The following is a 23491-nucleotide window of genomic DNA, read 5'->3' as shown; positions in this document are numbered from 1 at the left end:
TATCTTTTGTTATTTCATAGTTTAGCATCCTTATTTTCCATTTTACATTTCATTCGAAAAAGAATTATGTTTTTTTATTTACATTCAGATTTTAAATAATCTATTTATTTTATATTCGATAAACGATATAAAATATGCCTTCCGGTTATGCTATAGTGATAGAATCATTTGTTAAGGTGGGTCATGGAATGAATAACGCTGGTTCAAAGGCCGCCCGCGCAAGCCTCGGGATGGTATTGATTCTCGGGACGCTCGCTTCATTCGGGCCGCTTTCGCTCGATATGTATCTGCCCGCTTTGCCTGAAGTGGCGGCCGATCTCCATACAACAGCGTCCCTTGCGCAGCTGAGCCTGACGTTTTGTCTTTTGGGGCTGGCGGTCGGCCAAATCGTTGTCGGGCCGCTCAGTGATATGATCGGGCGCCGGAAACCGCTGATTCTGTCATTGCTGCTTTATACGCTGGCATCTTTATTATGCGCCTTCAGCCCTTCTGTTTCGTTTTTAATTGTCATGAGGTTTATTCAAGGATTCACAGGAGCGGCCGGCATTGTCATCGCACGGGCTTCCGCGCGCGATATGTATTCCGGAAAAGAATTGACGGCTTTTTTCTCATTGCTGATGCTCGTCAATGGGGCGGCGCCGATTTTAGCGCCGATTACAGGGGGATTTATCCTTCAGTTTGCCGGCTGGAAAATCGTATTTATCGTGCTGGCGGTGATCGGCTGTATCATTTTTGCAGCCGTGCTTACGGCATTGCCTGAATCACTCCCGCCGGAAAGGCGGACAAGCGGCGGACTCCGGGAGACGCTGATGACGTTTCGCGGCCTGCTCGGTGACAGGATGTTTATGGGATTTGCGCTCAGCCAGGCATTTGTGATGACCGGCATGTTCGCATATATTGCCGGGTCGCCGTTTGTGCTGCAAAATATCTACGGCGTATCGGCGCAAATGTTCAGCCTGCTGTTTGCCGTAAACGGCGCGGGAATCATATGCGCCACCCAAATGACGGGACGGATGGCCAAAACACATGATGAACGGAAGCTGTTTGTCTCCGGATTGGTCATTGCCGTCATCGGGAGCGTCGCTTTGCTTTTATCGCTTGCTTTCGGTTTGAGTCTGACGGCGGTCTGCATTTCTTTATTTATTATTGTTTCTTCTGTCGGGATCGTCACGACGACAGGGTTTTCTTTGGCTATGCAGAAACAGGAGAAAGGCGCGGGAAGCGCAGCGGCTCTTCTCGGACTCCTGCCCTTTATCGGCGGCGCGCTTGCCGCTCCCCTGGTCGGTATTGCCGGAGAAGAAAACGCCTGGCCGATGGCTGTCAGCATTTTCGGTTTTCAGCTCTTTGCCGTTCTTTCCTACGTGCTGTCGGCAAAACGAAAAACAAAGTAAAGCCCGCCGCTTTTTACGGAGGGCTTTTTTTCTTATCCTGCTGCGCCTTTTTCCGAAGAAGCCGGCTCACGTTTCAGGCGTTTTTTGATACCGAAGTGGTAATACGCGTAACAGATGATCATCAACGGGACGCCGCAGTACAGGCCGATACGCTGGTCCGGAATAAAAATGAGACTGATTAAGATAAGACCGTAAACTGAAAATCCGAGGATAGGCACGATCGGATAAAGAGGCGTTTTAAATGCCAGGTCTTTCAGATTTCCTCCCTCAGCCAGAAAGCGTCTCCGGAAAACGAATTGTGAAGCGCAGATTGACATCCACGCGACGACGGTAATCATACCCGAGATGGAAATGAGCCACACGTACACCGTTTCAGCCGCGACTACACTTGTCAGCAGCGATAAACCTGAGATGGCGATGGTGATGAACAAGGCTTTCAGAGGCACGCCTTTTTTCGTCAGTTTTGTTAAGGAAGCGGGGCCCATTTTACTTTTTGATAGAGACCACATCATTCTGGACGAAGCGTACAGCCCGGAGTTCGCCACCGACAGCATGGCGGTCAAAATGACAAAGTTCATGATGTCAGCCGCATAGGGTACGCCGATTTTATCCAGCACAGCGACAAACGGGCTTTCGATGACCCCTGCCGTTTGGTACGGCAAAATGGACACGAGAACAAACATCGCCAGCACGAAGAAAAACAGCGTGCGCCATATGACGTTTCGGATTGAGCGGGGAAGCGTCTTTTCCGGATTTTCGCTTTCTCCCGAGGCGATTCCGACCAGTTCGGTTCCTTGGAATGAAAAATTCACCATGACAAGCGTAAACAGCACGGCCTGAGCCCCGTTCGGGAAAAGCCCTTTGTCCGTCGTAAAGTTTGACAGATACGGCGCCGTCTGCCCGCCGTTAAAACCGACAAAGCCGAATACGGCAGCGCAGCCGAGAATAATAAATAATACAATAGCCATAACCTTAACGCTGGAAAACCAAAATTCCATTTCCGCAAAACTCCGTGCCGACAGCGCATTAATGGAGAAAATGACGACGCCGAATACAAGGCACCACACCCAAATCGGAATGGCCGGAAACCACCGCTGCATTAAAATCCCCGCCGACGTCAGCTCAAGCCCCACTGTATTGGCCCAGCTGAATGCGTACATCCACCCGATCGTAAAACCAGTAGACGGCCCGAGAAACTTTGCCGCATACGCCTGAAATGATCCTGCGACCGGCATGGCGACTGCAAGCTCCCCCAAACAAAGCATCACCAGATACATTAAGAATCCGCCGATCACATAAGCCAATATCGCGCCGATCGGTCCAGCTTCACTGATCGTAAAACCGGAGCCCATAAACAGCCCCGTCCCGATCACGCCGCCGAGTGCGATCATAAACAAATGCCGGCCCTTCATCGTGCGCTGCAATTCATTTTGATTGGTATCTCCCTGCATATACATCCCCCTTATTCCGTTATGTCAGCCTTTTGTGCGATGTCTAATCGATAGCTGTGCAAAAGGTGCAGCGTCGTCTGCTGAATGAGTTTCGGCAGAACATGGAATGTGTACGGTTTATACACCCGTTCCGTCCATTTATGGCCATCCTTGCCGTATACCCCCATATTGACTGACGGAATATTTAATTCCCTTATTTCTTTAAAAGGAATCGTCCCGATGACATCCCAGCCCGGAAAATTATCGGTAAAGGCGGCGACCTCCGCGTCTGTTTCATGCAGCGATAAAAAGCTTCCGTCCGCTAAATAAGGAAAAAACTTTTTAAAGATGAATGTTTCCCCCGTTGACGCCGCTGTTTTATCGACGGCTTCTTGAATGACATGCTGCAAAAGCCGGTCCCGCGTGCTCTCTTTCTTCAGATAATTGTGCGGAAGGTAAGGCGGCGCATAAAAAATAATAACCTTGGCGCCCTGCTCAGGATCCAGTTTTTGCAGTTCCTCGACGGCTTTAAAGCATCTCATCCGCAGTTCAAGATGTTCATATGTTTTAAATGCCTGCTCTATACACTGCGCAGGGTCGATGCCGCGGCTTCTCAGCCTTTTCAAGTAATCTTCCAGACTGTACACTTGAACGTTCCATGTGATGTCTTTTTTCGGGAGGCTCGTTCTCTCACAGTATTCGTCATAATAATCAGATAATTTTTGTTCTGTCTCTTTACAGGCTTCCTCAGCCACGGCAGTCAGCTGATCCATGACTTCTTTGGCGGTTTTTTCGTAAATAAAGTAATTAAAATAGACATGGCTGCTGACGGCGGTCTGCACGTTATACGCTTCCTTGTTATCACGCTGGTAGAGGCAGGTCGGCGGCAGCACAAGCTCACCTTCAATGTTTTCCGTCATATGAATATTGTTGTGGATTCTTCTGGTGATTTCTGAGGCGATCAAATTCGGGTCAATGCCGGACAGTGTATCACCGACATGCACTTCCCGCCCGTAAATCGCAAAGCAAGGCAAAAGCTTTCCTGCCGCGCCCGTGTAGATATACCTTGTCGTGTCACCTTCATACAGCGGGGTGATGAAGTCGTTATTAATCGCTGCTAAATATCGAAGCTGCTTTTCTCGTTTCAGCCGTTTTAATTCAGAAATGCTCGTTAAAATGCCGGAATGCTGGCTTTCTTCATCCGGGTTTGCCATGAACAGAATATGGCCCGGCAGCTGATCGCGCCGTTCAGAAAAGTGAAGCAGATTGGTGAGATGAACGGCAATACCGCTCTGCATATCAACAGAACCCCTTCCGAACATCCACTCGCCTGAGCGGGCGTCCCGCTGCACATCCCGATCAAATTCATAGCTTGAGAAATACGCCGCGAGACGGTCGGAATCAAAAGCGATATCTTTTAAAGGGCCGAAGTCTTCTATGCCGACCGTATCAAGATGAGCGTGATAAATGACCGTATTCAGGCTGTCACCGTTTCCTTCAATAAACGCGAAGATATTCTTGCGGCCGTAAGGGTCCTCAGGAATCGCCTGCTCCCACACATGTGACGGGTTCTCCTGGAAGTAGGGAAAGCTCTTGATCATATCTTTGATATAGTCAGCTTTTTTTCCTTCTCCCAATGTGCCGTTGATGCTGTTTAACGCCACCAGTGATTTCGTAATGGCTTCTATTTTCTCCTCCGGAAGCATCTTGCTGAGCTGCTGATACATATTCCATCCTCCTTACCCTCATATAGAGAAAATAGCGCGACTCTTTTTTCATCGCGCTATTTCCGAAAGATTAATAGGCTTCAGACGTTGTTTTTGCCTGCATATGAAGAATCAGATAGTCAGGTCCCCCGGCTTTTGAATCCGTTCCTGACATATTGAAGCCGCCGAACGGCTGGTATCCGACAATCGCCCCGGTACAGCCGCGGTTGAAGTACAGATTTCCGACGTGAAAATCTTCGCGGGCGCGTTCAATGTGCGCGCGGGTTTTCGATAACAGTGCACCTGTCAGTCCGTAATCCGTATTATTGGCGATCTCAAGCATATGGTCGAAATCCCGGGCTTTTGAGATCGCGACGACCGGCCCGAAAATTTCCTCCTGCATCAGGCGGGCGTTTTCATCAACATCCGCAAAAATGGTCGGCTGAATAAAGTATCCTTTCGAATCATCACCTTCGCCTCCCGTCAGAAGCTTTCCTTCTGTTTTGCCGATTTCGATATACTTCATGACTTTATTATAAGACGCTTCATGGATGACAGGCCCCATGTATGTATCAAAATCTTCCGGACTTCCGACAGTGAGTGACTTCGTTAAAGCGACGGCTTTTTCGACAACTTCATCATAGACGTCCTGATGAATCACCGCACGGGAACCGGCTGAACATTTTTGGCCTGAAAATCCGAAGGCGGAATACACGATTGAGGAAGCGGCAAGATCAAGATCAGCATCTCTGTCTACAAGCACCGTATCTTTTCCGCCCATTTCGGCGATGACCCGTTTCAGCCATTTTTGGCCCGGCTGCACTTTTGCGGCTCGTTCATAAATGCGGCATCCGACCGCGCGGGAGCCTGTAAACGACACAAATCTCGTTTTCGGATGCTCAACCAGGTAGTCGCCGATTTCTCCTCCGTCGCCCGGTATGAATTGGAGCACGCCGTCCGGCAGGCCCGCTTCCTTCATCACTTCAACGAATTTCGCTGCTACGACAGGCGCCGCATCCGCCGGTTTCAGCAGTATCGTGTTGCCTGTTACGATGGCTGCTGCCGCCGTTCCGGCCATGATCGCAAGCGGGAAGTTGAATGGAGAAATGACGATCCCCACCCCAAGCGGCTCATAATGATACTGATTATATTCTCCGTCACGGCTCTTTACAGGGGAACCGTCTTTCAGCTTCAGCATCTGACGGGCATAATACTCTAAAAAGTCAATTGCTTCCGCCGTATCCGCATCCGCTTCCTTCCATGGTTTTCCGGCTTCTTTCACTAGATACGCGGAGAATTCATGCTTTCTTCTTCGGATGATTGCCGCCGCTTTAAACAGCACATTCGCGCGGTGTTCCGGCCGTACTTTTTTCCATGTTTGAAATGTCTGCAGCGCAGCCTGCATGGCCTTTTCCGCATGTTCTTTTCCGGCCGCCGATACAGAGCCGATTACTTCCTTTTTATCAGCCGGATTGACGGAAATGATCTTTTTATCCGTCTCAATCGCTTCACCGTTGATGATAAGCGGATAATGCTTGCCGAGCTGTGAATTCACATAAGCCAGCGCTTCTTGAAACGATTGTTTATTTGTCTCTTCCTGAAAATTTGTAAATGGTTCGTGTGCGTATGAAACTGTCATTAGAATTCCTCCTGTATTTTGTAATGTGTGCTCACGCTTTATGAAGATGCAAGAAGCATACCAGCATAACAATTAGCCGAAAGCAGACGAAGCTTGTCTGAATCTGTCGGCTGCATTCAGTAATGCAAAGAAATTTTGCGATCTCCTATATAAAAGACGCAAAATATTTTTGCAGATCACCCTTATACCCAGCCGCGGAATCGGGCCGCTTCAGCCGATTTTCTGATGCCTGTCATATAGGCGGCTAAACGCATATCGACTTTGTGGGTATGCGCTGTCTGATAAATGGATTCGAACGAATTCACCATGACGCTGCGCAGTTTACCGGCGACTTCCTCCTCAGACCAGTAAAAGCCTTGATTATTTTGCACCCATTCAAAATAAGATACCGTCACGCCGCCGGCGCTTGCCAAAATATCCGGCACGAGAAGCACGCCTCTTTCATTCAGAATTTTCGTGGCGTCTATCGTTGTCGGCCCGTTCGCCGCTTCCACAATGATTGAGGCTTTAATGTGATGGGCGTTTTCAGCTGTAATCTGATTGGAGATTGCGGCCGGCACGAGAATATCACAGTCCTTTTCCAGCAGCTCCCGGTTCGTTATGACATCAGAGAAGAGATTCGTCACCGTGCCGAAGCTGTCCCTCTTATCCAGCAAGTAATTAACGTCAAGGCCCTCAGGATCATACAAAGCGCCATGGGCGTCTGAGATGCCGATCACCTTGGCGCCGGCGTCATGCATAAATTTAGCGAGAAAGCTCCCCGCATTTCCGAACCCTTGAATGATGATGCGCGCATTTTCCAATGGAATCCCTTTTTTCTTAACGGCTTCCTCAATACAAATCGTGACGCCTTGCGCGGTCGCCGTTTCCCGCCCTTGTGAACCGCCGAGAACGATCGGCTTTCCCGTAATAAATCCCGGTGAATCAAATTCTCTCAGGCGGCTGTATTCGTCCATCATCCAAGCCATAATCTGCGAGTTGGTATATACGTCGGGAGCCGGAATATCCTTTGTCGGACCGACAATCTGGCTGATCGCCCGCACATATCCGCGGCTCAGCCGTTCCAGTTCACCGAAAGACATTGTCCGCGGATCACAAATGATGCCGCCTTTTCCGCCCCCGTAAGGAAGGTTTGTGATGCCGCATTTTAAGGTCATCCAGATGGAAAGCGCCTTGACCTCTTCCTCACTGACTTCCGGGTGAAACCGCACGCCCCCTTTTGTCGGGCCGACAGCGTCATTGTGCTGCGAGCGGTAGCCCGTGAAAACCTGTACTGATCCATTGTCCATTTTGACAGGGATGCGGACAGTCAAAAGCCGCATCGGCTCTTTCATCAGGTCATACATATTGTCAGGATAGCCCAGTTTGCGCAGGGCCTCTTTTATGATCGATTGTGTTGACAGGAACAAATCAAGAACTTCTTTTTCTTCGTCTTTCTGATTGCTTTTAGAAAGCGGGTTGGCTGACATGTTTTATCACCTCATCGTATTTTACGTGTAAGCTTCAATTACCGGCAGAACAAATTGTAAGCGTTTTTACACCAAGACCCATCAGTCCCTTTCACATAGTCGTTACGTCCCTTTTTATATGCAAGATTCATGCCAGCCTTTTGCGCATAAAAAAAGAGACTGTTGTCAGCCTCTCAGATTAAAAAGAAAGGAAGATTTGAAGACGTATACAGAAGAAACATTATTGCTTTTATTAAAATCTAATACGTCTTAAACGTACAGAAAACGTTGTTTCTTTGAAGGGGACACTATTTAGAGATATACTTCCTTCCATTTGCTCTACTAATCTCTTAGTAATTGTCAGCCCCAATCCGCTTCCCTGATAATTGGTGTTTCTCGAGTCCTCTAATGTGTACATTCGTTCAAAGACACGGTCTTTATGCATTTCATTTATCCCTTTTCCTTTATCTGATATTTCTACAAAAACATCATGATCAGTTATTCTGATCTTTAAACCCACCATCTTACCATCAGAACCATATTGAATTGCATTCGTAATTAAATTATTTAGAACCCTCTCAATTGCATCTTCATCTCCGCTAACAAATACAGGATCATCGGGTATATCAATCACTACTTCAAATTCTTTGCTTATTAAAATTTCGTAGTAATCCAAAATTATTTTTCGGCTGACTTCACATATATCAATTCGTGAAGAATTTAATTTTTTATCTCCTGACTCTAATTTTACAAGTTCAAAAAAACGGTTTATTAACGCTAATACCTCGACCGTTTTTAAATTAACTGTTTTTAGTAAACTCATAATCTTTTCCGAAGTCAGACTTTTATCGTTATTTATAATTTCAATATAACCTAGTATAACTGTTAAAGGCGTCTTTAAATCGTGTGAAATATTTGATAACATTTTTCGCATGGACAGTTCAATACTATTGTAGTTCCCTTTGATCTTTTGATTATGGTCTAAAAGACGGTTTATTTGAATTAACAAGGATTTTATATATTTATCATCCGTGTTAATCAATAATCTTTCGCCTGTCTCTTCATTAACAACTTTTCGAAGTTTATTTCTAATATATTTAATCTCAGTCCTTAGATGTAATCGGCTTCGGAAAAGAAATATATTTACTGCTGCAGAGGATATGAATAAAATAACCAACATATAAAACAATTTAAAAATCTCCCAACTTATAACCGATTCCCCACAAAGTTTTTATGTACATTGGATGAGATGGATCGTCCTCAATTTTCTCTCTAAGCCGTCTAATATGAACATTAATTACATTCTCATCTCCATGATACTCATCTTCCCATACGGATTTATAAAGTTGAGCCTTAGTATATACTTGTGAAGGATTAGAAATAAAGAGTTTTAAAATATTAAATTCTTTTGCCGTGAGATTAATCTTTTCATTGAATTTTTTAACAGAAAAGCCATGCAGGTCAACACTCAAATCACCTATTTTAATGATTTTTTCTTCCTTTGGAGACAGGGAGCTCTTATAGTGTCTTTCTCTTCTAATAGTTGCTTTAATTCTGGCTAATACTTCCAGCATAGAAAAAGGTTTAGAAATATAATCATCAGCTCCGAGGCCGAGACCAAGTGCCTTATCTACATCTTCATCTTTTGCAGACATGATAAGAACTGGAATCATGCTTTTAGAACGAATCATTCTTAAACATTCCATACCATCTATCTTCGGAAGCATTAAATCCAATAATATAACCTCAAACTTTTGTGTGTTCAATATGTCTAAAGCTTCTTCACCGTCAAAAGCTGCTGTTACTTCAAACCCTTCTTTTGTTAAACTTTCGCTTACCATATCGCTTATGAATTGGTCGTCTTCTACAATTAATATTTTGTAACCCAAGCTTTCCGCTCCTTAAATATAAAACTGATATTCTTATTTCACTGTTTATTTCAATCAATATACAGATAATTAATCTCATTATAATTCTTTTTTATCCAAAAGGAGATAAATACTCCAAAACATTTTAAATACAAACAAATAAGACAACCATTCTTCAATAGCGGGAATTGTTGTCTTGTGTTTTTCTCTTTTTATCTAACCTTTATCGAACCCTAAATAGACTTACTTTATTACTTCCCGCGCCAATTTCACCTTTTTTCAGTTTTACGCCATCATCTAGATCAAGCGTTACATCAGAATTACTCTGAGCAAAAACAGCAAGTGAAGTTGGCGCTTTTTTATAAGATACACCTATATCTCCTGATTTCGTATTTACTGATAAAGATTTTCCTTCTGTTATGTCCTTGATTGAAACCGTCCCATCTATAGAAGAAACCTTTACATTAGAACTACTTGGTTATTTCAATATTGTTCATACCTGAATCGGGAACATTAATATAGATTGTGCCGCCCTGTTTTCTAAAAGTAATTCCTTGACATTGCTATAATTTTCTTCAATGTGTAATTTCTCCTCATTTACACTAAATCTTTTTGTTCTATTTTACGGTAAGAAAGATAACCCACTAAAAGACCAAATAAACAAAGTACAATTGGAATGATAATAAATTGACTTAAACTGACTGTTTCTCCTCCGTCGGAAACTGTTGCATTGATAAAGAACCCGATTATGAAAGCCCAAGTGATTGCAGCAGCAGTTGATTTTTTTCTCATGCCAAAAAATAAAGGAATCAGACTCACTCCTCCCATCATAAAAGCGGTGAGAAGAGTCGATGGCATAGCGGAAATAACTTCACTCATTTCAACAGGCTTCTCGAATAAATATAAGTGCGGACTCACGAAGAGAATTAACAAGTTAATAACAAAAGTAGCAATAACAATACTTACAAAGCAGAATAGGAAGACAATAGATAGTTTAGCTTGCATTAATTTTTTTCTTTGTAAAGGATAAGTAAACAGCAATTGTATTGTTTTATTTTTATATTCATCAATAACTAAACGGGATAAAATCACAGCAGAAAAACTAATAAATACAATTCTAATAAGAATATTAGTTAGAGATATAAAATCTGCATAATCACGAAACATAAGTTCATTTTCATTTTTAGATTCCCATCCCATAAGAGCCGCTAAGGCAAAGATGATTAATATCCAAAGTGCCACCCATTTAAAATACTGTGATAAGTGATGTTTTTTGTACTCTAATTTCATAAGTTTTAACATGCTAATAGCCTCCAGCAGAAGAATTTAAGACAATGCAAATAAGGTGCATAACACAGACGGGCAATCTATCTAGTGTGTATTCCCTCCCCATTCATAGAATTTAAGAAGTATTCTTCTAAAGAACTGTGTTTTTTATTTATACTTTCTATACCAATGTCATTCAGAATAAGTACTTTAGAGATTTCTTGTTGTGTAACTGCTGTTTCATAGATACGAATTAATTGTTGATCAATCATTTTAAAATTTCTTATCCCCAGATTTTGCTCTAAAATATATAATGCTTTTTTTATGTTTTGGACTTGTACCTCTATATACTCTGTTTGTTTTCCGTTTATACTCTTCATAGAAACTTCTTTTATTAACTTGCCATTCTGTATGATACCAATAGTATCTGACATTTGTTCCATTTCGGCTAAAATGTGACTGGAGACTAATAATGTAATTCCATATTCTCTGCAAAGTAACTTAAAGAGATCCCTCAACTCTTTTATACCTATTGGATCCAGGCCATTAATTGGCTCGTCTAAAATGAGAAGTTCTGGTCTTGTAGAAATAGCTCTGGCTATTCCTAACCTTTGTTTCATTCCTAAAGAAAACTCTTTCACTTTTTTATTATCAATATTATGTAACTTTACAAGCTCGATAGCGTGGTCAATGGATTTTTTATCGTAATAGCCCATATATTCACAATGGAAATCTAAATTTTCTTTAGCAGTGAGGTTGTCATAGAAAATGGGATATTCAATAATGGTGCCCATTCTTTTTAAAACTTCAAATGACGTATCTGTTAATTTCTCACCGAAAATTTCGATTTCACCACTTGTAGGCTTGATTAAATTTGTAATCATTTTCATAATGGTTGTTTTACCTGCCCCATTGGGACCCAAGAATCCATAAATCTCCCCTTTTTTCACGTGCATATTAACTCCGGAAACAACTTCTTTTCCTTTAAATGATTTTGTAAGCTGACTCGTTTTTAAGATGTATGTCATTCGCTTTCCCCTTTCCCTATATACTCCTACTATATAAAGGAAAGTTCTCTTTTCTCTTAAGCAAATATTACTTTTTTCTTAAGATTTTCAAATCCTATCCCCATTCTATAAATCATTTTTTGTTTTTTTAGGATGCATGATGTCCATAAGAGAAGAAAGGGAGGATCTCTTAAATTTCAGGTCCCTAACTGACCGCCATTTTCCAAGACATTTTTGATGAAATTGTTCTTCAGGCCAGCAATCATGATATAGCGGGCGGTCGTATCTTATTCACCGGCAAACACAAAAACGAAGACATCCGCTGTCTTCGTCTTCTGCGCTACCGGTGAGCCGTCTGCCAGTCAAATCCGATGGTTTCGTCGTTCCATGGGATTCTTTTTTCATCCGGCTGATCCGGATTGTAGGACATTGTCGTGAAATAAATAATGGTCAGCGGCGTTTCTCCCAGCACTCTGTACCCGTGCGCGACACCTTTGGGAATGAGAAGCAGCATCGGATTGTCTTCTCCCATGTAGTAGACATCCGTTTCTCCCTTGGTTGCTGACTCTTCGCGAAGGTCATGCAGCACGACCTGGGCGTGGCCCGTCGGGAAAAACCACAGGTCATCCTGTTTCTCGTGATAGTGAAATGCTTTAATGACGCCGGGATAGCTTTTGGACCAGGAAGCCTGCCCGAATCGCTCCAAGAGATGTTCATCGTCGCGGACGAGTTCTGAAAAGAAACCCCGGTCGTCACTGTGTTTGGTCAGCTTTTTGATTTTTACGCCTTCGATCACTTGCATTGCCCCTCCCTTTGTAAATAATCACGCAGCGCATCCCGCCAGTGCCTCATGCCGAGCCCCTGCCGTTCGATCGACTCAAGGCTTAACACCGAGTAAGCGGGACGCGGCGTCTCATTTCCGTATTCCTCCGTCGTCACGGGCAGCACGGCGGCGTTCCTGCCGCTTTCTTCAAAAATGGCCTTGGCGAATTCATACCAGCTGCACACTCCGCTGTTTGCGGCGTGGTACGTGCCCGGCGGCCTGTCAAACAGACCGATCACCGTTTCGGCTAAATCCTTTGTATACGTCGGCGAGCCGACTTGGTCATTGACGACACGCACTTGTTTATGTGTATCCGCAAGCTTCAGCATTGTATTGACAAAGTTATGCCCGCCGCTGCCGTACACCCACGATGTTCTGATAATGGTATGATTTTTTCCCGTTAACCGGATCAGTTCTTCACCGAGTTTTTTGCTTTTTCCGTAAATCGTGCCGGGGTCTGCGGGATCATCCGTCCGATAAGGCCGTGTTCCTTTGCCGCTGAAAACGTAATCGGTACTGATGTGAATGAATCTCGCTCCGGTGTTTTCAGCCTCAAGCGCGGCATAATAAGCGCCGATTCCGTTTATTAAATACGCTTTGTCGAGCTCCGTTTCACATTTGTCAACGGAGGTGTATGCCGCCGTATTGACGACGATATCCGGCTTGTAATGGCTGAATGAGTGCCGCACCGAACGCTGGTCGGATATATTCATCATCGCTTTTGTCAGGGCGATCACCTCATACCCTTCCCGCTTCAGCAGGCGGCATAATTCCCGCCCCAGCTGGCCGGCAGCTCCGGTTACTAATACCTTCGTCAATCGGATCCCCTTCTTTCCGATCAGTCTTGGCTGTCTGTATACCAGCGAATGGTTCTTCTCATTCCTTCTTCAAATGTGACCTGCTGCCGCCAGCCCAGCTCATTTTTCAGCTTTGAGGCATTGATGGCGTAACGGCGGTCATGCCCTTTTCTATCTTCGACATGAACAAACCGCTCCTCCACTCCGAGCTCCTTCATGATAAATGCAGCCAGATCTTTATTCGTCCGTTCATTTCCGCCGCCGATATTATAAATGTCACCGAGCGTTCCGTTTTCCAGCACGAGCTTAATGGCGCGGCAATGATCCTCGGCAAACAGCCAGTCTCTGATCTGCATCCCGTCGCCGTACAGCGGAACCGGCGTACCGTTTACGGCGTGCCTGATAATGGTCGGAATCATTTTCTCGTGATGCTGGTAAGGCCCGTAATTGTTGCTGCATCTCGTGATGATCGCAGGGAGCTTATGGGTTTTCACATAAGACATGACGAGCAGGTCTGAGCCCGCCTTGCTTGCGGAATACGGATTGTTTGGAGAAAGCGGCGTCGTCTCTGTGAAAGCGGGATCATCCGGCCCCAAATCTCCGTACACCTCGTCTGTGGAAATGTGAATCAGCCTGCCGGCCTTGCCCTGTAACACCGCGTCCGCCAGTCTGTATGTGCCCATCACATTTGTTGTGATAAACGGCTCTGCCTGATTAATGCTTCTGTCTACATGGGATTCAGCCGCAAAATGAATGACAGCGTCATACATTTGGGAAAAGGCTTTATCAATGTCTTCTTTTTTGGAGATGTCACCTTTGATAAAACGGAAACGGCCGTGCTTTTTTAAGGCTTCTATTTCAAGCGGCCTGCTTGCATACGTGAGATTATCCAGGACGGTAATCTGCGCGTCCGTTTCTTTCAGCATCATGTTTGTAAAGGTAAGGCCGATAAATCCTGCGCCGCCTGTAATTAAATATGATTTTGGCATGATTAATGTTCCTGTCCTTTCTGTATTGCCTGCTGCGCCAGGCTTCCGGCGAGATAGAGCGATTCATGCGTGCCTGCATCCACCCACCAGCCCGTTAACACATCATACGTCAGCTCGCTGTGTTCAATGTATAAATTATTGACATCGGTAATTTCCAGTTCGCCGCGTTTTGATGGAGAAATTTGTTCAATATAAGAAAACACTTCTGCGTCGTACATGTAAATCCCTGTGACACATAAGCTGGTCGGCGGATGCTCCGGCTTTTCAATGATCGACTTGATCCGTTTGTTTTCTTCATCAATTTCGGCGATGCCGAAGCGCTCCGGATCGTCAACTTCTTTCAGCAGCACTTTTGCCCCTTTTCCCTGCTGTGCGAAACGTTCCGTATAAGGTTTTAATGAATCTTCGAAAATATTATCTCCTAACAGCAGGACGAAGGGGTCGCGTCCGGTGAACCGCTTTGCGTACGATAAACCGTCCGAAATCCCTGATGCGGCGGGCTGAACCTGGTATGTGATCGACACGCCGAGCTCTTCTCCGGTTTCAAGAAGCTTATGAAATTGCGGAATATACTCTTTTTGCGTAATCAGCAATATATCCGTAATTCCCGCTTCTTCCAGCTTCATGATCGACCAGTAAATCATCGGGTACGGACCGACAGGGAGTAAATGCTTATTAACCGCTTTCGTCAGCGGCATAAGGCGCGAGCCAGTACCTCCGGCTAAGATAACACCTTTCACATGAACACTTCCTTACGTGTGGTTTTATCACAAATCATAAAGAATCGCCGCCGCCCGTTTGATGCCTCTCCCGTCAACCAGCGGCGTTCCGTTCTGATGAAGCCCGAGCCGTCTCGGATAATCAGCAGCCAGCTCAGACATATGCCGAGCGAGCACGTCCGCCGGGGTGTGTTCTCCCAGGCCGAGATGAACGGCGGCGCCCCGTGCGGCGAATTTTTCAGCCGTCACGGTTTGATGCGCCACTTGAGAAAGAACGATGCAGGGCACACCCGTACAAATGGTTTCATATAAAGTGATGCCGCCGGACACGACGGCCATATCAGCCCTCGTAAGAAGTGCGGCCATGTCATTTGTCTGCCTTACCATCTCGGCATAAGGCATTTGCGCGATAAGCGTGCGCACGTCATCAGCGTGAGCCGCAGCTCCGCCCATGACAATAATCACTTGTTTTCGATGAATATCCGGAATCCGGCGGCATGCTTCTATCACTTTAAAGACAAGCTTCTTCGGATCGCTTCCTCCTAAAGAAACCAAAATGGTCCGGCATTCTTTTCTCAGCTGATAGTGCTGTTTGGCTTTTTCAAATTCCGGATGAAGAATGATATATTCCGGGCCTTCATATATAACGGCTCTGCCCATTTTCATTGTCCGGCTTTTCAGCCCGCCATATATGCCGTTTATGACGGCATCACATAAATGAATGACATGCTCCCGCTTTTCTTCAAATAAGACGATGCGTGCCGATGAATGCCGTCTGATTTCTTCAAGCCAGTCAGAAGGCATATCAAGCACGTCGAATATGAGCATGTCAGGAGCCTGCCTGTTTATTTCCCGGACAATAAATTCCTTCTGTCCCTTGTCAGGCTTGATGATCACTTCCCATTGATCAGCAGACAGGTATGAAGAAGCCTCTTTATTGGTGTAAAACGTGATTGAGCATTTATTCAAAATGGCGCCGGCAAGCAGCTTCATCCTGACGGCGTGGCCCATACCGATTTCACGGCCCCCGTCTGCGAATATCAAAACCCGCATCCTAATCAGCCTCTTTTTGCCGGATCATTTGATTAATGGCCCTGAGTTCAGGATCGTTATTCAGCAGATGAATCAATTCTTTTGCCGGAATATCAGGGTGCGAGCCTGCTTTTTCGTATAGCTCGCGGGCCAGCCTGTAGTCCTCTTCGGTATCGACGGTCAGCCGCAAATGAGGAGCCCGGAGTTCCTGCGGGGGTTCGGGAAAAAGCAGCCGGTACCTCTCAGGAGATTCTCTAATTAAAAGCGTGACATGCTCCTGATATTTGTCTGCCAGCGTTTTGTCGGCATTGATCTCCGTTAGGAGGCGCGCGTTAACCGCCTCGCCGCCGATGCCGAGCGCCGTACCGCTGATATACGTGTAGTCTGCATGCTGGTCTGAATGCGATTGAATCAGAACATCAAGCAGCGAAGGGTCGACAAACGGGTTATCCCCAGTCAGTCTGACTGCGATGGCCGGTTTTACTTGTTCAATGACTTGCGCAAACCGATCAAGCACGCGCTGTTCGCTGCCCCGGTGCACCCGGTAGTGCTTACTGAGGCAGTGCGCGTACAGAATGTCGTCGGTCTTGCTGTCGGACGTGGCCACAATCAAATTATCCCGCGCTTGATCATAATACGCGCTTTGCCGAACCCTTTTGACAATCATATCGAGGATGGTATACCCGCCGATCGGTTTCAGCACTTTGCCGGGAAGACGCCCGCTCCCCATCCGCGCCTGAATGATGAACAAAATGTCAGTCATCATAAGAGCTGCCTTTCGTCAAAAGGTCATCCCAAGTGATACCCGTGTCGGCGGGGATATCCCTGACCGCACGCGCCCCGTCAATTAAAAGCTCAAAATACCTCGGGTGAAGCCCCTGCGGTTTTTGGCCGGGACGAAGGACGGCAAGATTATCCGCCGTAAAACATTCCCCTTTTTGAATCAGCGCTGTTGAAAAAATGCCTCTGTAAGCGAATTTTCTGATATCCCCTTCAATCGGTGTCGTGGTCTTATGGGAGCTTCCCGACAGCATTTTCGGCACCGGAGCGTGATGCCCCTGCCGCAGCTCTTGTTCAACTGACCGGATCGCCGCAACCATTTCTTTTAATTCATCCGGGTTGAGGGCGAAGGAGTGATCAGCGCCGGGCAGATTTTTGTCGATCGTAAAATGCTTTTCAATCAGTTTCGCTCCGAGCCTGACAGCCGCGCACGGGACGTCATACGGATGCGCGCTGTGGTCAGAAAAACCGATCACAGCATCAGGAAAAGCGGCGGCAAGCATGGGAATGACGCTCAGATTGCTGTGTTCAGGCGGAGCGGGATATTTCGCCACACAGTGCATGATTGCAATTTCTTTGTTCCCCTCGCCGGTAATGGTTTGATAAGCCTCCTGAATATCTGAAATATCAGCGCCGGCAGTTGAAAAGATAATCGGGGTCTTCAGCCCCGCCACATATTTCAATAACGGCAGATGATTCAGCTCGTAGGAGGCGATTTTAAAGGCGGGCGGGGAAGTCGCATAGAGTAAGTCGGCAGAGCCTTCGTCACATACCGTGCTTAAAAACAGCATGCCTTTTTTCTTACAATATTCAAGCAGCGGTTCGATCCATTCAGCGGGCATTTCCATTGATTGCACGAGTGAAAAAATAGAGACGTCTTTTCCCGCAGCGGTTTTGTATAGACCGGGGTCTTTCTGATACATTTTGTCAGCCTGAAACATTTGGAACTTGACCGCGTCCGCGCCGGCCTCACTGGCCGCATCTATCAATTCAAACGCCTGGTTCAGCTTTCCGTCATGATTAATTCCGGCTTCGGCGATAATGAAAACGGGCGAATCTCCGCCGATTGACTTCGATCCGATTTTGCATGATGCCATCAGTCCGCCCCCTTCCCGGGCCACACATGATAGTAATAATAAGATGCATCCGCTTTAAAGCCCATTCGTTCATACAAACGGATGGCTCTTACATTGTGGAGCTGCGTGCCCGCTGATACAGTCTTATGCTGAAAGCGCAGTGATTGTTCAATAATGCGCGCCGCTAAATGGTATCCCGCTCCTTTTCCTTCAAATCCCGGCTTTACCGCCATCAGATCAAGGACGAATTCATCGCCTTTAGAAAGCCCCTGCACAAAGCCCACGGTCTCTCCCTTATATTTGGCGGCGAATTGTAACGAAGCCCTGCCTTCCGCGTTATTCCGCGCCCACTCTTCAAACAGGCGGTTTGCACTTTCATAGCTGAGATGGGGGTCCTGGTAATACCTGCTTTTTGTAAAGGCATCTCGGGCCAGCCGGCTGATCGCTTCCGCGTCGCCGGGACCGGCTTCTGCAATCTCAAATGGCGGCGTGCTGTTAAATACACGCACCGGGCTGACGAGTTTGAACAGACTCCCGACAAAACAAGCATTTGGAAGCTGCTGCACGACCTGCATCGCGCCGACATCCTCAGCCGGTATTTTAATAAATATAAAATCAGTGCCGTCCGCCCGCCTTGACGCGTAAAATTCCTGAAACAGCCTTTTGAGCTGACCGGTGCTGTTTGCGGCTGCAAGCTTCACATTGATGATTTTTTTTTGGAACAATTGACTTTCCCACGAAGAGCTCTCATATAAAATCACGCCTTGAAGGCTGTTTTCTTCCAATAAACAGAGTGACGACTCATAGGCCTCCGGCTGAATGCCCTTCTGTTGCAGAAAAGCTTGAATCACATCCTGTGCAAGATTTCTCTTCAGTCTGTACACCTAATCAGCCCCTTTGATGATATCCGTAACTGCCGCAATGACGTATTCAACGTCATCATCTGTCATTGACGGATAAAGAGGGAGTGATACGGTGCGGTGATAATACGCGGCCGCGGCCGGAAAATCAGTTTCCTTATATCCGTACGTTTTTTGATAATACGGATGAAACGGAACCGGAATAAAATGAACGCTTGTGCCGATGTTATATTGATCTTTTAAAGCGGAAATCAGATCGTTCCGGCTGATCCCGGTTTCCTGCTCCTCTATTTGAAGAACATACAAATGCCATGCATGCCGCCCGTCATCACTGACATATGGGACGGTCAGCCCTTTCATGTCCCTGAAAGCGTCCTGGTAGCGGCTTGCAATTTCAGCCCTTCTTTGCTGCATGCTGTCAATCCGTTTCAGCTGGTGAAGCCCAAGCGCTGCCTGAAGGTCAAACATATTCATTTTATAGCCGGGCGCTTCGACCTCGTAATACCAGCTTCCGTTTGAAGAATAGCGGTTCCACGCGCCTTTGCTCATCCCGTGAAGGCTGAGCACCCTGATCTGATCGGCAAGCCCGTCATCATCGGTCGTCAGCATGCCGCCTTCACCGGTTGCCAGGTTCTTTGTCGCGTAGAAACTGAATGCCGTCGCGTCTCCGATTGATCCGACCATTTTCTGTTTATACGTGGTGTACACGGCATGTGCGGCATCCTCTAAGACAAACAGCTGATGCTTTTTAGCGATGGCCAGAATCCGATCCATATCACACGACTGGCCGGCGAAATGAACGGGCACAATCGCCTTTGTCCGCGGGGTGACGGCCGCCTCAATGTTCTCAGGGTCCGCATTCAGCGTAAGCGGGTCAATATCAACAAACACCGGAACGGCGCCTGTGTGCACGATGGTATTGGCTGTTGAACTGAACGTCACGGCAGACGTGATGACCTCGTCGCCGGGACCGATTCCTTTCGCTTTCAATGCCAAAAACAAAGCGGCGGTACATGAGTTCAGGGCGATCGCGTGCTTTGCTCCCGTCCAGGCGGCAAAAGCTTTTTCAAACGCCTCCACTTTCGGTCCCTTTGAAAGCCAGCCCGTTTCTAGCGTATCAATAACCTCCTGAATTTCGTCCTTCCCGATCATGGGCAATGAATAGGGAAGAAAAGCTGATCTTTTTTGCACCATTTTCTTTGCGCTCCTATCGTTTTTATGAAGAGTCAGCCTTTCTGAAGCCGACTCCGGTTTTTTCCTGAAGCACCTGACATAAAGCCGCAAGCGAATCCTGAACCGGGTAGTTCGCCGCGATAAAAGCCCGGCGCGCCTGTTCCGCCTTTTGATATGCTGCGGGGCTTTCGCATACCCGGATTAATTCCTGAGCCAGTGCCTGCGGGTCCTCAAAGGCAAATTCCCCGAGTGAATGATAATAAGGGTATTGGCGGGTTCCCGCTGATTTTCCGATCAGCACGGGTTTTTGAAACAGCATCGCTTCAAGACCGACCGTTGATGTCTGTGTCACCGCGGCGTCAACATACGGGAGAATATCGTAAAGCCCCATTTCTTTCTTGATGATTTTGCCGGCTTTGTATTTCCGCAGCACCTGATTGTAAGCATCCAGCTTGTTTTTGCCGATTTCCCACGGATGCGGTTTAATAATGAGCTGCATGTTCTTATGCTTGACAAGTTCATCAAGCACCCTCGTGTAAAAGTCATCAGAGAACGGCTGCGTGGCGATCAGCACCGTCCGCTGCGACGGGAGAAAGGAAAGCTTGCGGTAAAACGTGTCTTTATCTATCGGTTCTCTTGAGAAGATCTCATCGAAGCGGGGATGCCCCGTGATGATGATTTGTTCATCCCTGCAGCCCTTCGCTTTATACCACTCCGCTTCATAAGCCCCGAATACAGCCTGATAGTCCGTAAACACGGGCAGAAACGCTTCATCTCCCATGAGCGCTCCGTGCTGAAGACAGATGCTGACGGCGTTTTTTTTCGCACACATCAGCGCCAGCACACGGCTGTAAATATCCTCTGTTGTGCCGACCACAACGGCGGAAATGGGCTCAGCCGTAAACAAACTATCAAGCGCATCAATCGCTTCAATAAATAAAGGAATATCTTTATATAATCGCTCCTGAAATTCTCTGTTTCCGAAAGCGGGATGGCTGTGCAGCTCTTTCAGAATGGCATGGGCTTTTTCAATATAGGGGACGGGGTTCCCTTTTTGGCCCATTCCTGCCAATTCCAATTTGCAGATAACGGGAAGCCCGTGATGGTCAGGCAGACTCCATCTGGCCAGTACCGCTGTTTTTGCCGGATCAAACTGCCGGTAATTTTCCTCGGTGAACCGAAGATGGTCGAAATGCAGAATGAGTTTTCCATTTACCGGTTTCTCACCTGTTTTCTTAATGGATTGCTTCTTTTGATCAAAATAAGACTGAATATCGGCTTCAGGAATATGCCGGTCGGCGGAACCGAAAAGCTCTGGGTTCTGTTCCATGCTCTCACGAAGCGCCGGGCTGATATATTGATAAAAATTACTGATCAACGCGAGCGGAATGTCTTTGTAGCGAAGTGACTGAAAAAGGTCAATATACTGCCGGTACAGCACCCAATAGTTCGCTAAGTATGCCGACAAGCCCTCACCCCTTTCCAAGCTTTTTTAATGATTCCCTCAGCTCCCGGCACGTGGCCTGCTGCGGAAGGCTGCTCACAAACTCATTTTTTTCCGCCGCGAAAAGCTGATAATGAATGGATTGATCGGTAATATAATTGATATCAAGCTCCTCAGAAATCGGGTGAAACGGATAAAAATGATTCACCCTCCAGAAGAAACGGGCATCACCGATGCGGTAAAACGCGGGGCTTTCATCCCAATAGGAACCGAATGCCGATTTGACCTGTTCCAACACGGAAAACCGATGCATGACTGAGCAATGGTCAATGGCACACGGCGCATTCCATACGATCCGGTCGGCGAGCCTGGCCGTTTCCTTCACCGTCTCCTTCTGCTGATTCAGATGATAGGTTTTGGAACTTGAATACACAACGGCTTTTTCCGGATCGGCATCAAGCTCTTTCACCATTTTCTCAAGCCGGTCCGGCACATATGTGTTGTCGTCGGTCGCATACGTCACATACTCGCCCTCCGCCACTTCTATTGCCTGATTAATCAAGGCGGCGTAGCGTGTTTTTTCCGTCCTTTCTTTGACGCCCGATACATCGCTTTGATAAAACCGGACGCGGGGATCGGTGAGAAAAGGGCGTATTTCCGCCAATGTCGCTTCATTTGAGTTGTCATCCATAATAAAAAGCTCAAAGTCTGTAAACGTCTGGGACAGAATACTTTTAATAGAGCGGGCCACATAGTCACTTTTGTTATAGCTCGTCATGATCACTGACACTTTAGGCAACTCGTCACCCCCTTTACGTACCTGAAACTACCGCTATCATATGTTTCTTATGTCAAAGATGCGCTAGGATTACAGACTATTGTGTGAAAAGTCAGCTTTTCTTCACACAAAAAAGCCGGCTTTGATGGCCGGACTAAAGGAAGCGTGTTTCTTTTTTTGCATAAATCTTTCTATGGGCTCATATGGTGGAATAGATAAAAACGGCAGCCGATTTAAGGCTGTCTGATACTTGTCAGGAGGTTCCAGCACCAAGAGGTTTTCATCAAAGGAGGAACAATATGAAACCGAAAAAGAATCAATATCAGCAAATGCAGGGGATGGGGATGGGAATGGATATGCAGGGATACCAGCCGCAGCTCGGGCCTAATCCTTATCCGCAGCCTCAGGGCCAAGGATCACAGATGATGCCGATGCAGCAGCAAATGCCAATGCCAATGCAGCAAAGCCAGCAGGGCTTCGGCGGAGGGTTCTCCGGCCAGCCGCAGCAGCAGGGCGGCGGGTTTCAGATCCCGTCGGGTCCATCATCATCACAAAGCGTTCCCGGCATGCTGCCGATTGAAGAATCATACATTGAAAATATTCTGCGGTTGAACCGGGGCAAAACGGCGACGATTTATATGACATTTGAAAACAGCAAAGAATGGAATTCAAAGATTTTCCGCGGTGTGATTGAGGCGGCGGGGCGTGACCATATCATTATCAGCGACCCGAAAACGGGCACCCGCTATCTGCTTTTGACCATTTACCTTGATTACATCACGTTTGATGAAGAAATTGCTTATACTTACCCGTTCTCCATGTCTTCCTATTCTCCGAGATAAAGCAAAAAGCCAATCGCTCACTTGGCAGAGGATTGGCTTTTTTTCTTTATAAATATTTGACGGCTGCGACGATAATCATAATCCATGAAATAATAAACGCCACGCCGCCGAGCGGTGTAATCGCTCCGAGAATGGAAATCTGAGTCACGCTCAATACGTACAGGCTTCCTGAAAACAGAACGATGCCCGCAAACATCAGCCAGCCTGCAACCGAAACGCTGCCTGCGCCGGAGAGCTTCTCGGCCAAAAAGGCGACAGCCAGAAGGCCGAGCGCGTGATACATATGATATTGCACGCCTGTGTGCCATACCTGCAGATATTTATCGGGGATTTTCCCTTCAAGCCCGTGTGCGCCGAAAGCGCCCAGCGCCACTGCCAATAAGGCGTTAATCGCGCCCAGAATAATAAACACTTTCATCTATT

The 23491-nt window shown here is 46.6% G+C and carries 23 protein-coding genes; 2 read left to right on the top strand and 21 right to left on the bottom strand.

Translation table 11 applies throughout. The features are described 5' to 3' along the window. Positions 1–188 precede the first annotated feature (188 nt). Positions 189–1391 (top strand): multidrug effflux MFS transporter, encoded by a 1203-nt coding sequence (locus ICW23_RS08155; protein ID WP_047475904.1) that lies wholly within the window; start codon positions 189–191, stop codon positions 1389–1391. 32 nt (positions 1392–1423) lie between these two features. Here the strand turns inward: ICW23_RS08155 and ICW23_RS08150 are convergent, their stop codons facing one another. The 20 genes from ICW23_RS08150 to ICW23_RS08055 all read right to left on the bottom strand — a co-directional run bounded on the left by ICW23_RS08150 (position 1424) and on the right by ICW23_RS08055 (position 22247). Next, positions 1424–2842 carry an amino acid permease gene (locus ICW23_RS08150; protein ID WP_047475905.1) on the bottom strand — a complete coding sequence of 473 codons (1419 nt, stop codon included), beginning with the start codon at positions 2840–2842 and terminating at the stop codon, positions 1424–1426. Between the two features lie 11 nt (positions 2843–2853). Then, complete coding sequence (locus ICW23_RS08145; protein WP_188154316.1) at positions 2854–4548, bottom strand: M20 family metallopeptidase; 1695 nt, start codon at positions 4546–4548, stop codon at positions 2854–2856. A 70-nt stretch (positions 4549–4618) separates the two neighbouring features. After that, positions 4619–6166, bottom strand: coding sequence for an L-glutamate gamma-semialdehyde dehydrogenase (pruA, locus tag ICW23_RS08140; RefSeq protein WP_188154315.1), 1548 nt, complete (start codon positions 6164–6166; stop codon positions 4619–4621). 182 nt (positions 6167–6348) lie between these two features. Continuing rightward, entirely contained in the window at positions 6349–7635 is a 1287-nt protein-coding gene (locus ICW23_RS08135; RefSeq protein WP_045925783.1) for a Glu/Leu/Phe/Val family dehydrogenase, read from the bottom strand. Positions 7636–7867: 232 nt separating this feature from the next. Then, positions 7868–8803, bottom strand: a complete 936-nt coding sequence (locus ICW23_RS08130) for a sensor histidine kinase (protein WP_049627599.1) — start codon at positions 8801–8803, stop codon at positions 7868–7870. A gap of 1 nt (position 8804) precedes the next feature. Further along, a complete protein-coding gene (locus tag ICW23_RS08125; RefSeq protein ID WP_045925782.1) occupies positions 8805–9503 on the bottom strand; it encodes a response regulator transcription factor in 699 nt (232 codons plus the stop codon). A gap of 202 nt (positions 9504–9705) precedes the next feature. After that, positions 9706–9903, bottom strand: a complete 198-nt coding sequence (locus ICW23_RS08120) for a DUF4097 family beta strand repeat-containing protein (RefSeq protein ID WP_395941062.1) — start codon at positions 9901–9903, stop codon at positions 9706–9708. 176 nt (positions 9904–10079) lie between these two features. Continuing rightward, on the bottom strand, positions 10080–10784 hold the full coding sequence (locus ICW23_RS08115; RefSeq protein WP_049627601.1) for an ABC transporter permease: 705 nt from the start codon (positions 10782–10784) through the stop codon (positions 10080–10082). 65 nt (positions 10785–10849) lie between these two features. Continuing rightward, the gene (locus ICW23_RS08110; protein WP_049627602.1) at positions 10850–11776 is read right to left on the bottom strand and encodes an ABC transporter ATP-binding protein; all 927 of its coding nucleotides are present in this window, start codon (positions 11774–11776) and stop codon (positions 10850–10852) included. A gap of 319 nt (positions 11777–12095) precedes the next feature. Continuing rightward, positions 12096–12551 (bottom strand): dTDP-4-dehydrorhamnose 3,5-epimerase family protein, encoded by a 456-nt coding sequence (locus ICW23_RS08105; RefSeq protein ID WP_029575291.1) that lies wholly within the window; start codon positions 12549–12551, stop codon positions 12096–12098. Beyond that, positions 12548–13396, bottom strand: a complete 849-nt coding sequence (rfbD, locus tag ICW23_RS08100) for a dTDP-4-dehydrorhamnose reductase (protein ID WP_016937552.1) — start codon at positions 13394–13396, stop codon at positions 12548–12550. Before rfbD ends, ICW23_RS08105 begins: the two co-directional genes overlap by 4 nt. A 20-nt stretch (positions 13397–13416) precedes the next feature. Then, on the bottom strand, positions 13417–14364 hold the full coding sequence (gene rfbB / locus ICW23_RS08095) for a dTDP-glucose 4,6-dehydratase (protein WP_016937551.1): 948 nt from the start codon (positions 14362–14364) through the stop codon (positions 13417–13419). Positions 14365–14366: 2 nt separating this feature from the next. Beyond that, complete coding sequence (locus tag ICW23_RS08090; protein ID WP_016937550.1) at positions 14367–15104, bottom strand: sugar phosphate nucleotidyltransferase; 738 nt, start codon at positions 15102–15104, stop codon at positions 14367–14369. A gap of 27 nt (positions 15105–15131) precedes the next feature. Beyond that, positions 15132–16136 (bottom strand): PseG/SpsG family protein, encoded by a 1005-nt coding sequence (locus tag ICW23_RS08085; RefSeq protein WP_049627604.1) that lies wholly within the window; start codon positions 16134–16136, stop codon positions 15132–15134. 1 nt (position 16137) lies between these two features. After that, positions 16138–16878, bottom strand: coding sequence for a cytidylyltransferase domain-containing protein (locus ICW23_RS08080; protein ID WP_188154314.1), 741 nt, complete (start codon positions 16876–16878; stop codon positions 16138–16140). Next, positions 16871–17992, bottom strand: a complete 1122-nt coding sequence (locus tag ICW23_RS08075) for an N-acetylneuraminate synthase family protein (RefSeq protein ID WP_188154313.1) — start codon at positions 17990–17992, stop codon at positions 16871–16873. Before ICW23_RS08075 ends, ICW23_RS08080 begins: the two co-directional genes overlap by 8 nt. Then, positions 17992–18855, bottom strand: coding sequence for a GNAT family N-acetyltransferase (locus ICW23_RS08070; RefSeq protein ID WP_016937546.1), 864 nt, complete (start codon positions 18853–18855; stop codon positions 17992–17994). Before ICW23_RS08070 ends, ICW23_RS08075 begins: the two co-directional genes overlap by 1 nt. Further along, complete coding sequence (locus ICW23_RS08065) at positions 18856–20025, bottom strand: DegT/DnrJ/EryC1/StrS family aminotransferase (protein WP_016937545.1); 1170 nt, start codon at positions 20023–20025, stop codon at positions 18856–18858. It lies immediately after the preceding gene. Between the two features lie 22 nt (positions 20026–20047). Then, positions 20048–21472 carry a capsular polysaccharide export protein, LipB/KpsS family gene (locus tag ICW23_RS08060; RefSeq protein WP_188154312.1) on the bottom strand — a complete coding sequence of 475 codons (1425 nt, stop codon included), beginning with the start codon at positions 21470–21472 and terminating at the stop codon, positions 20048–20050. A gap of 4 nt (positions 21473–21476) precedes the next feature. Beyond that, a complete protein-coding gene (locus ICW23_RS08055) occupies positions 21477–22247 on the bottom strand; it encodes a glycosyltransferase family 2 protein (RefSeq protein WP_188154311.1) in 771 nt (256 codons plus the stop codon). A gap of 278 nt (positions 22248–22525) precedes the next feature. On the opposite strand from ICW23_RS08055, the gene gerQ reads away from it, so the two are divergent. Continuing rightward, positions 22526–23068 (top strand): spore coat protein GerQ, encoded by a 543-nt coding sequence (gene gerQ / locus ICW23_RS08050; RefSeq protein WP_060963983.1) that lies wholly within the window; start codon positions 22526–22528, stop codon positions 23066–23068. Between the two features lie 46 nt (positions 23069–23114). On the opposite strand, the gene ICW23_RS08045 is transcribed toward gerQ, so the two are convergent. Next, on the bottom strand, positions 23115–23486 hold the full coding sequence (locus tag ICW23_RS08045; RefSeq protein WP_003150969.1) for a DUF423 domain-containing protein: 372 nt from the start codon (positions 23484–23486) through the stop codon (positions 23115–23117). Between the last annotated feature and the right edge of the window lie 5 nt (positions 23487–23491).

Source organism: Bacillus sp. 1021 (assembly GCF_014534735.1).
In the GTDB taxonomy this organism is placed as follows: Bacteria; Bacillota; Bacilli; order Bacillales; family Bacillaceae; genus Bacillus; species Bacillus siamensis.
This window is presented reverse-complemented; position numbering and strand designations above follow the sequence as displayed.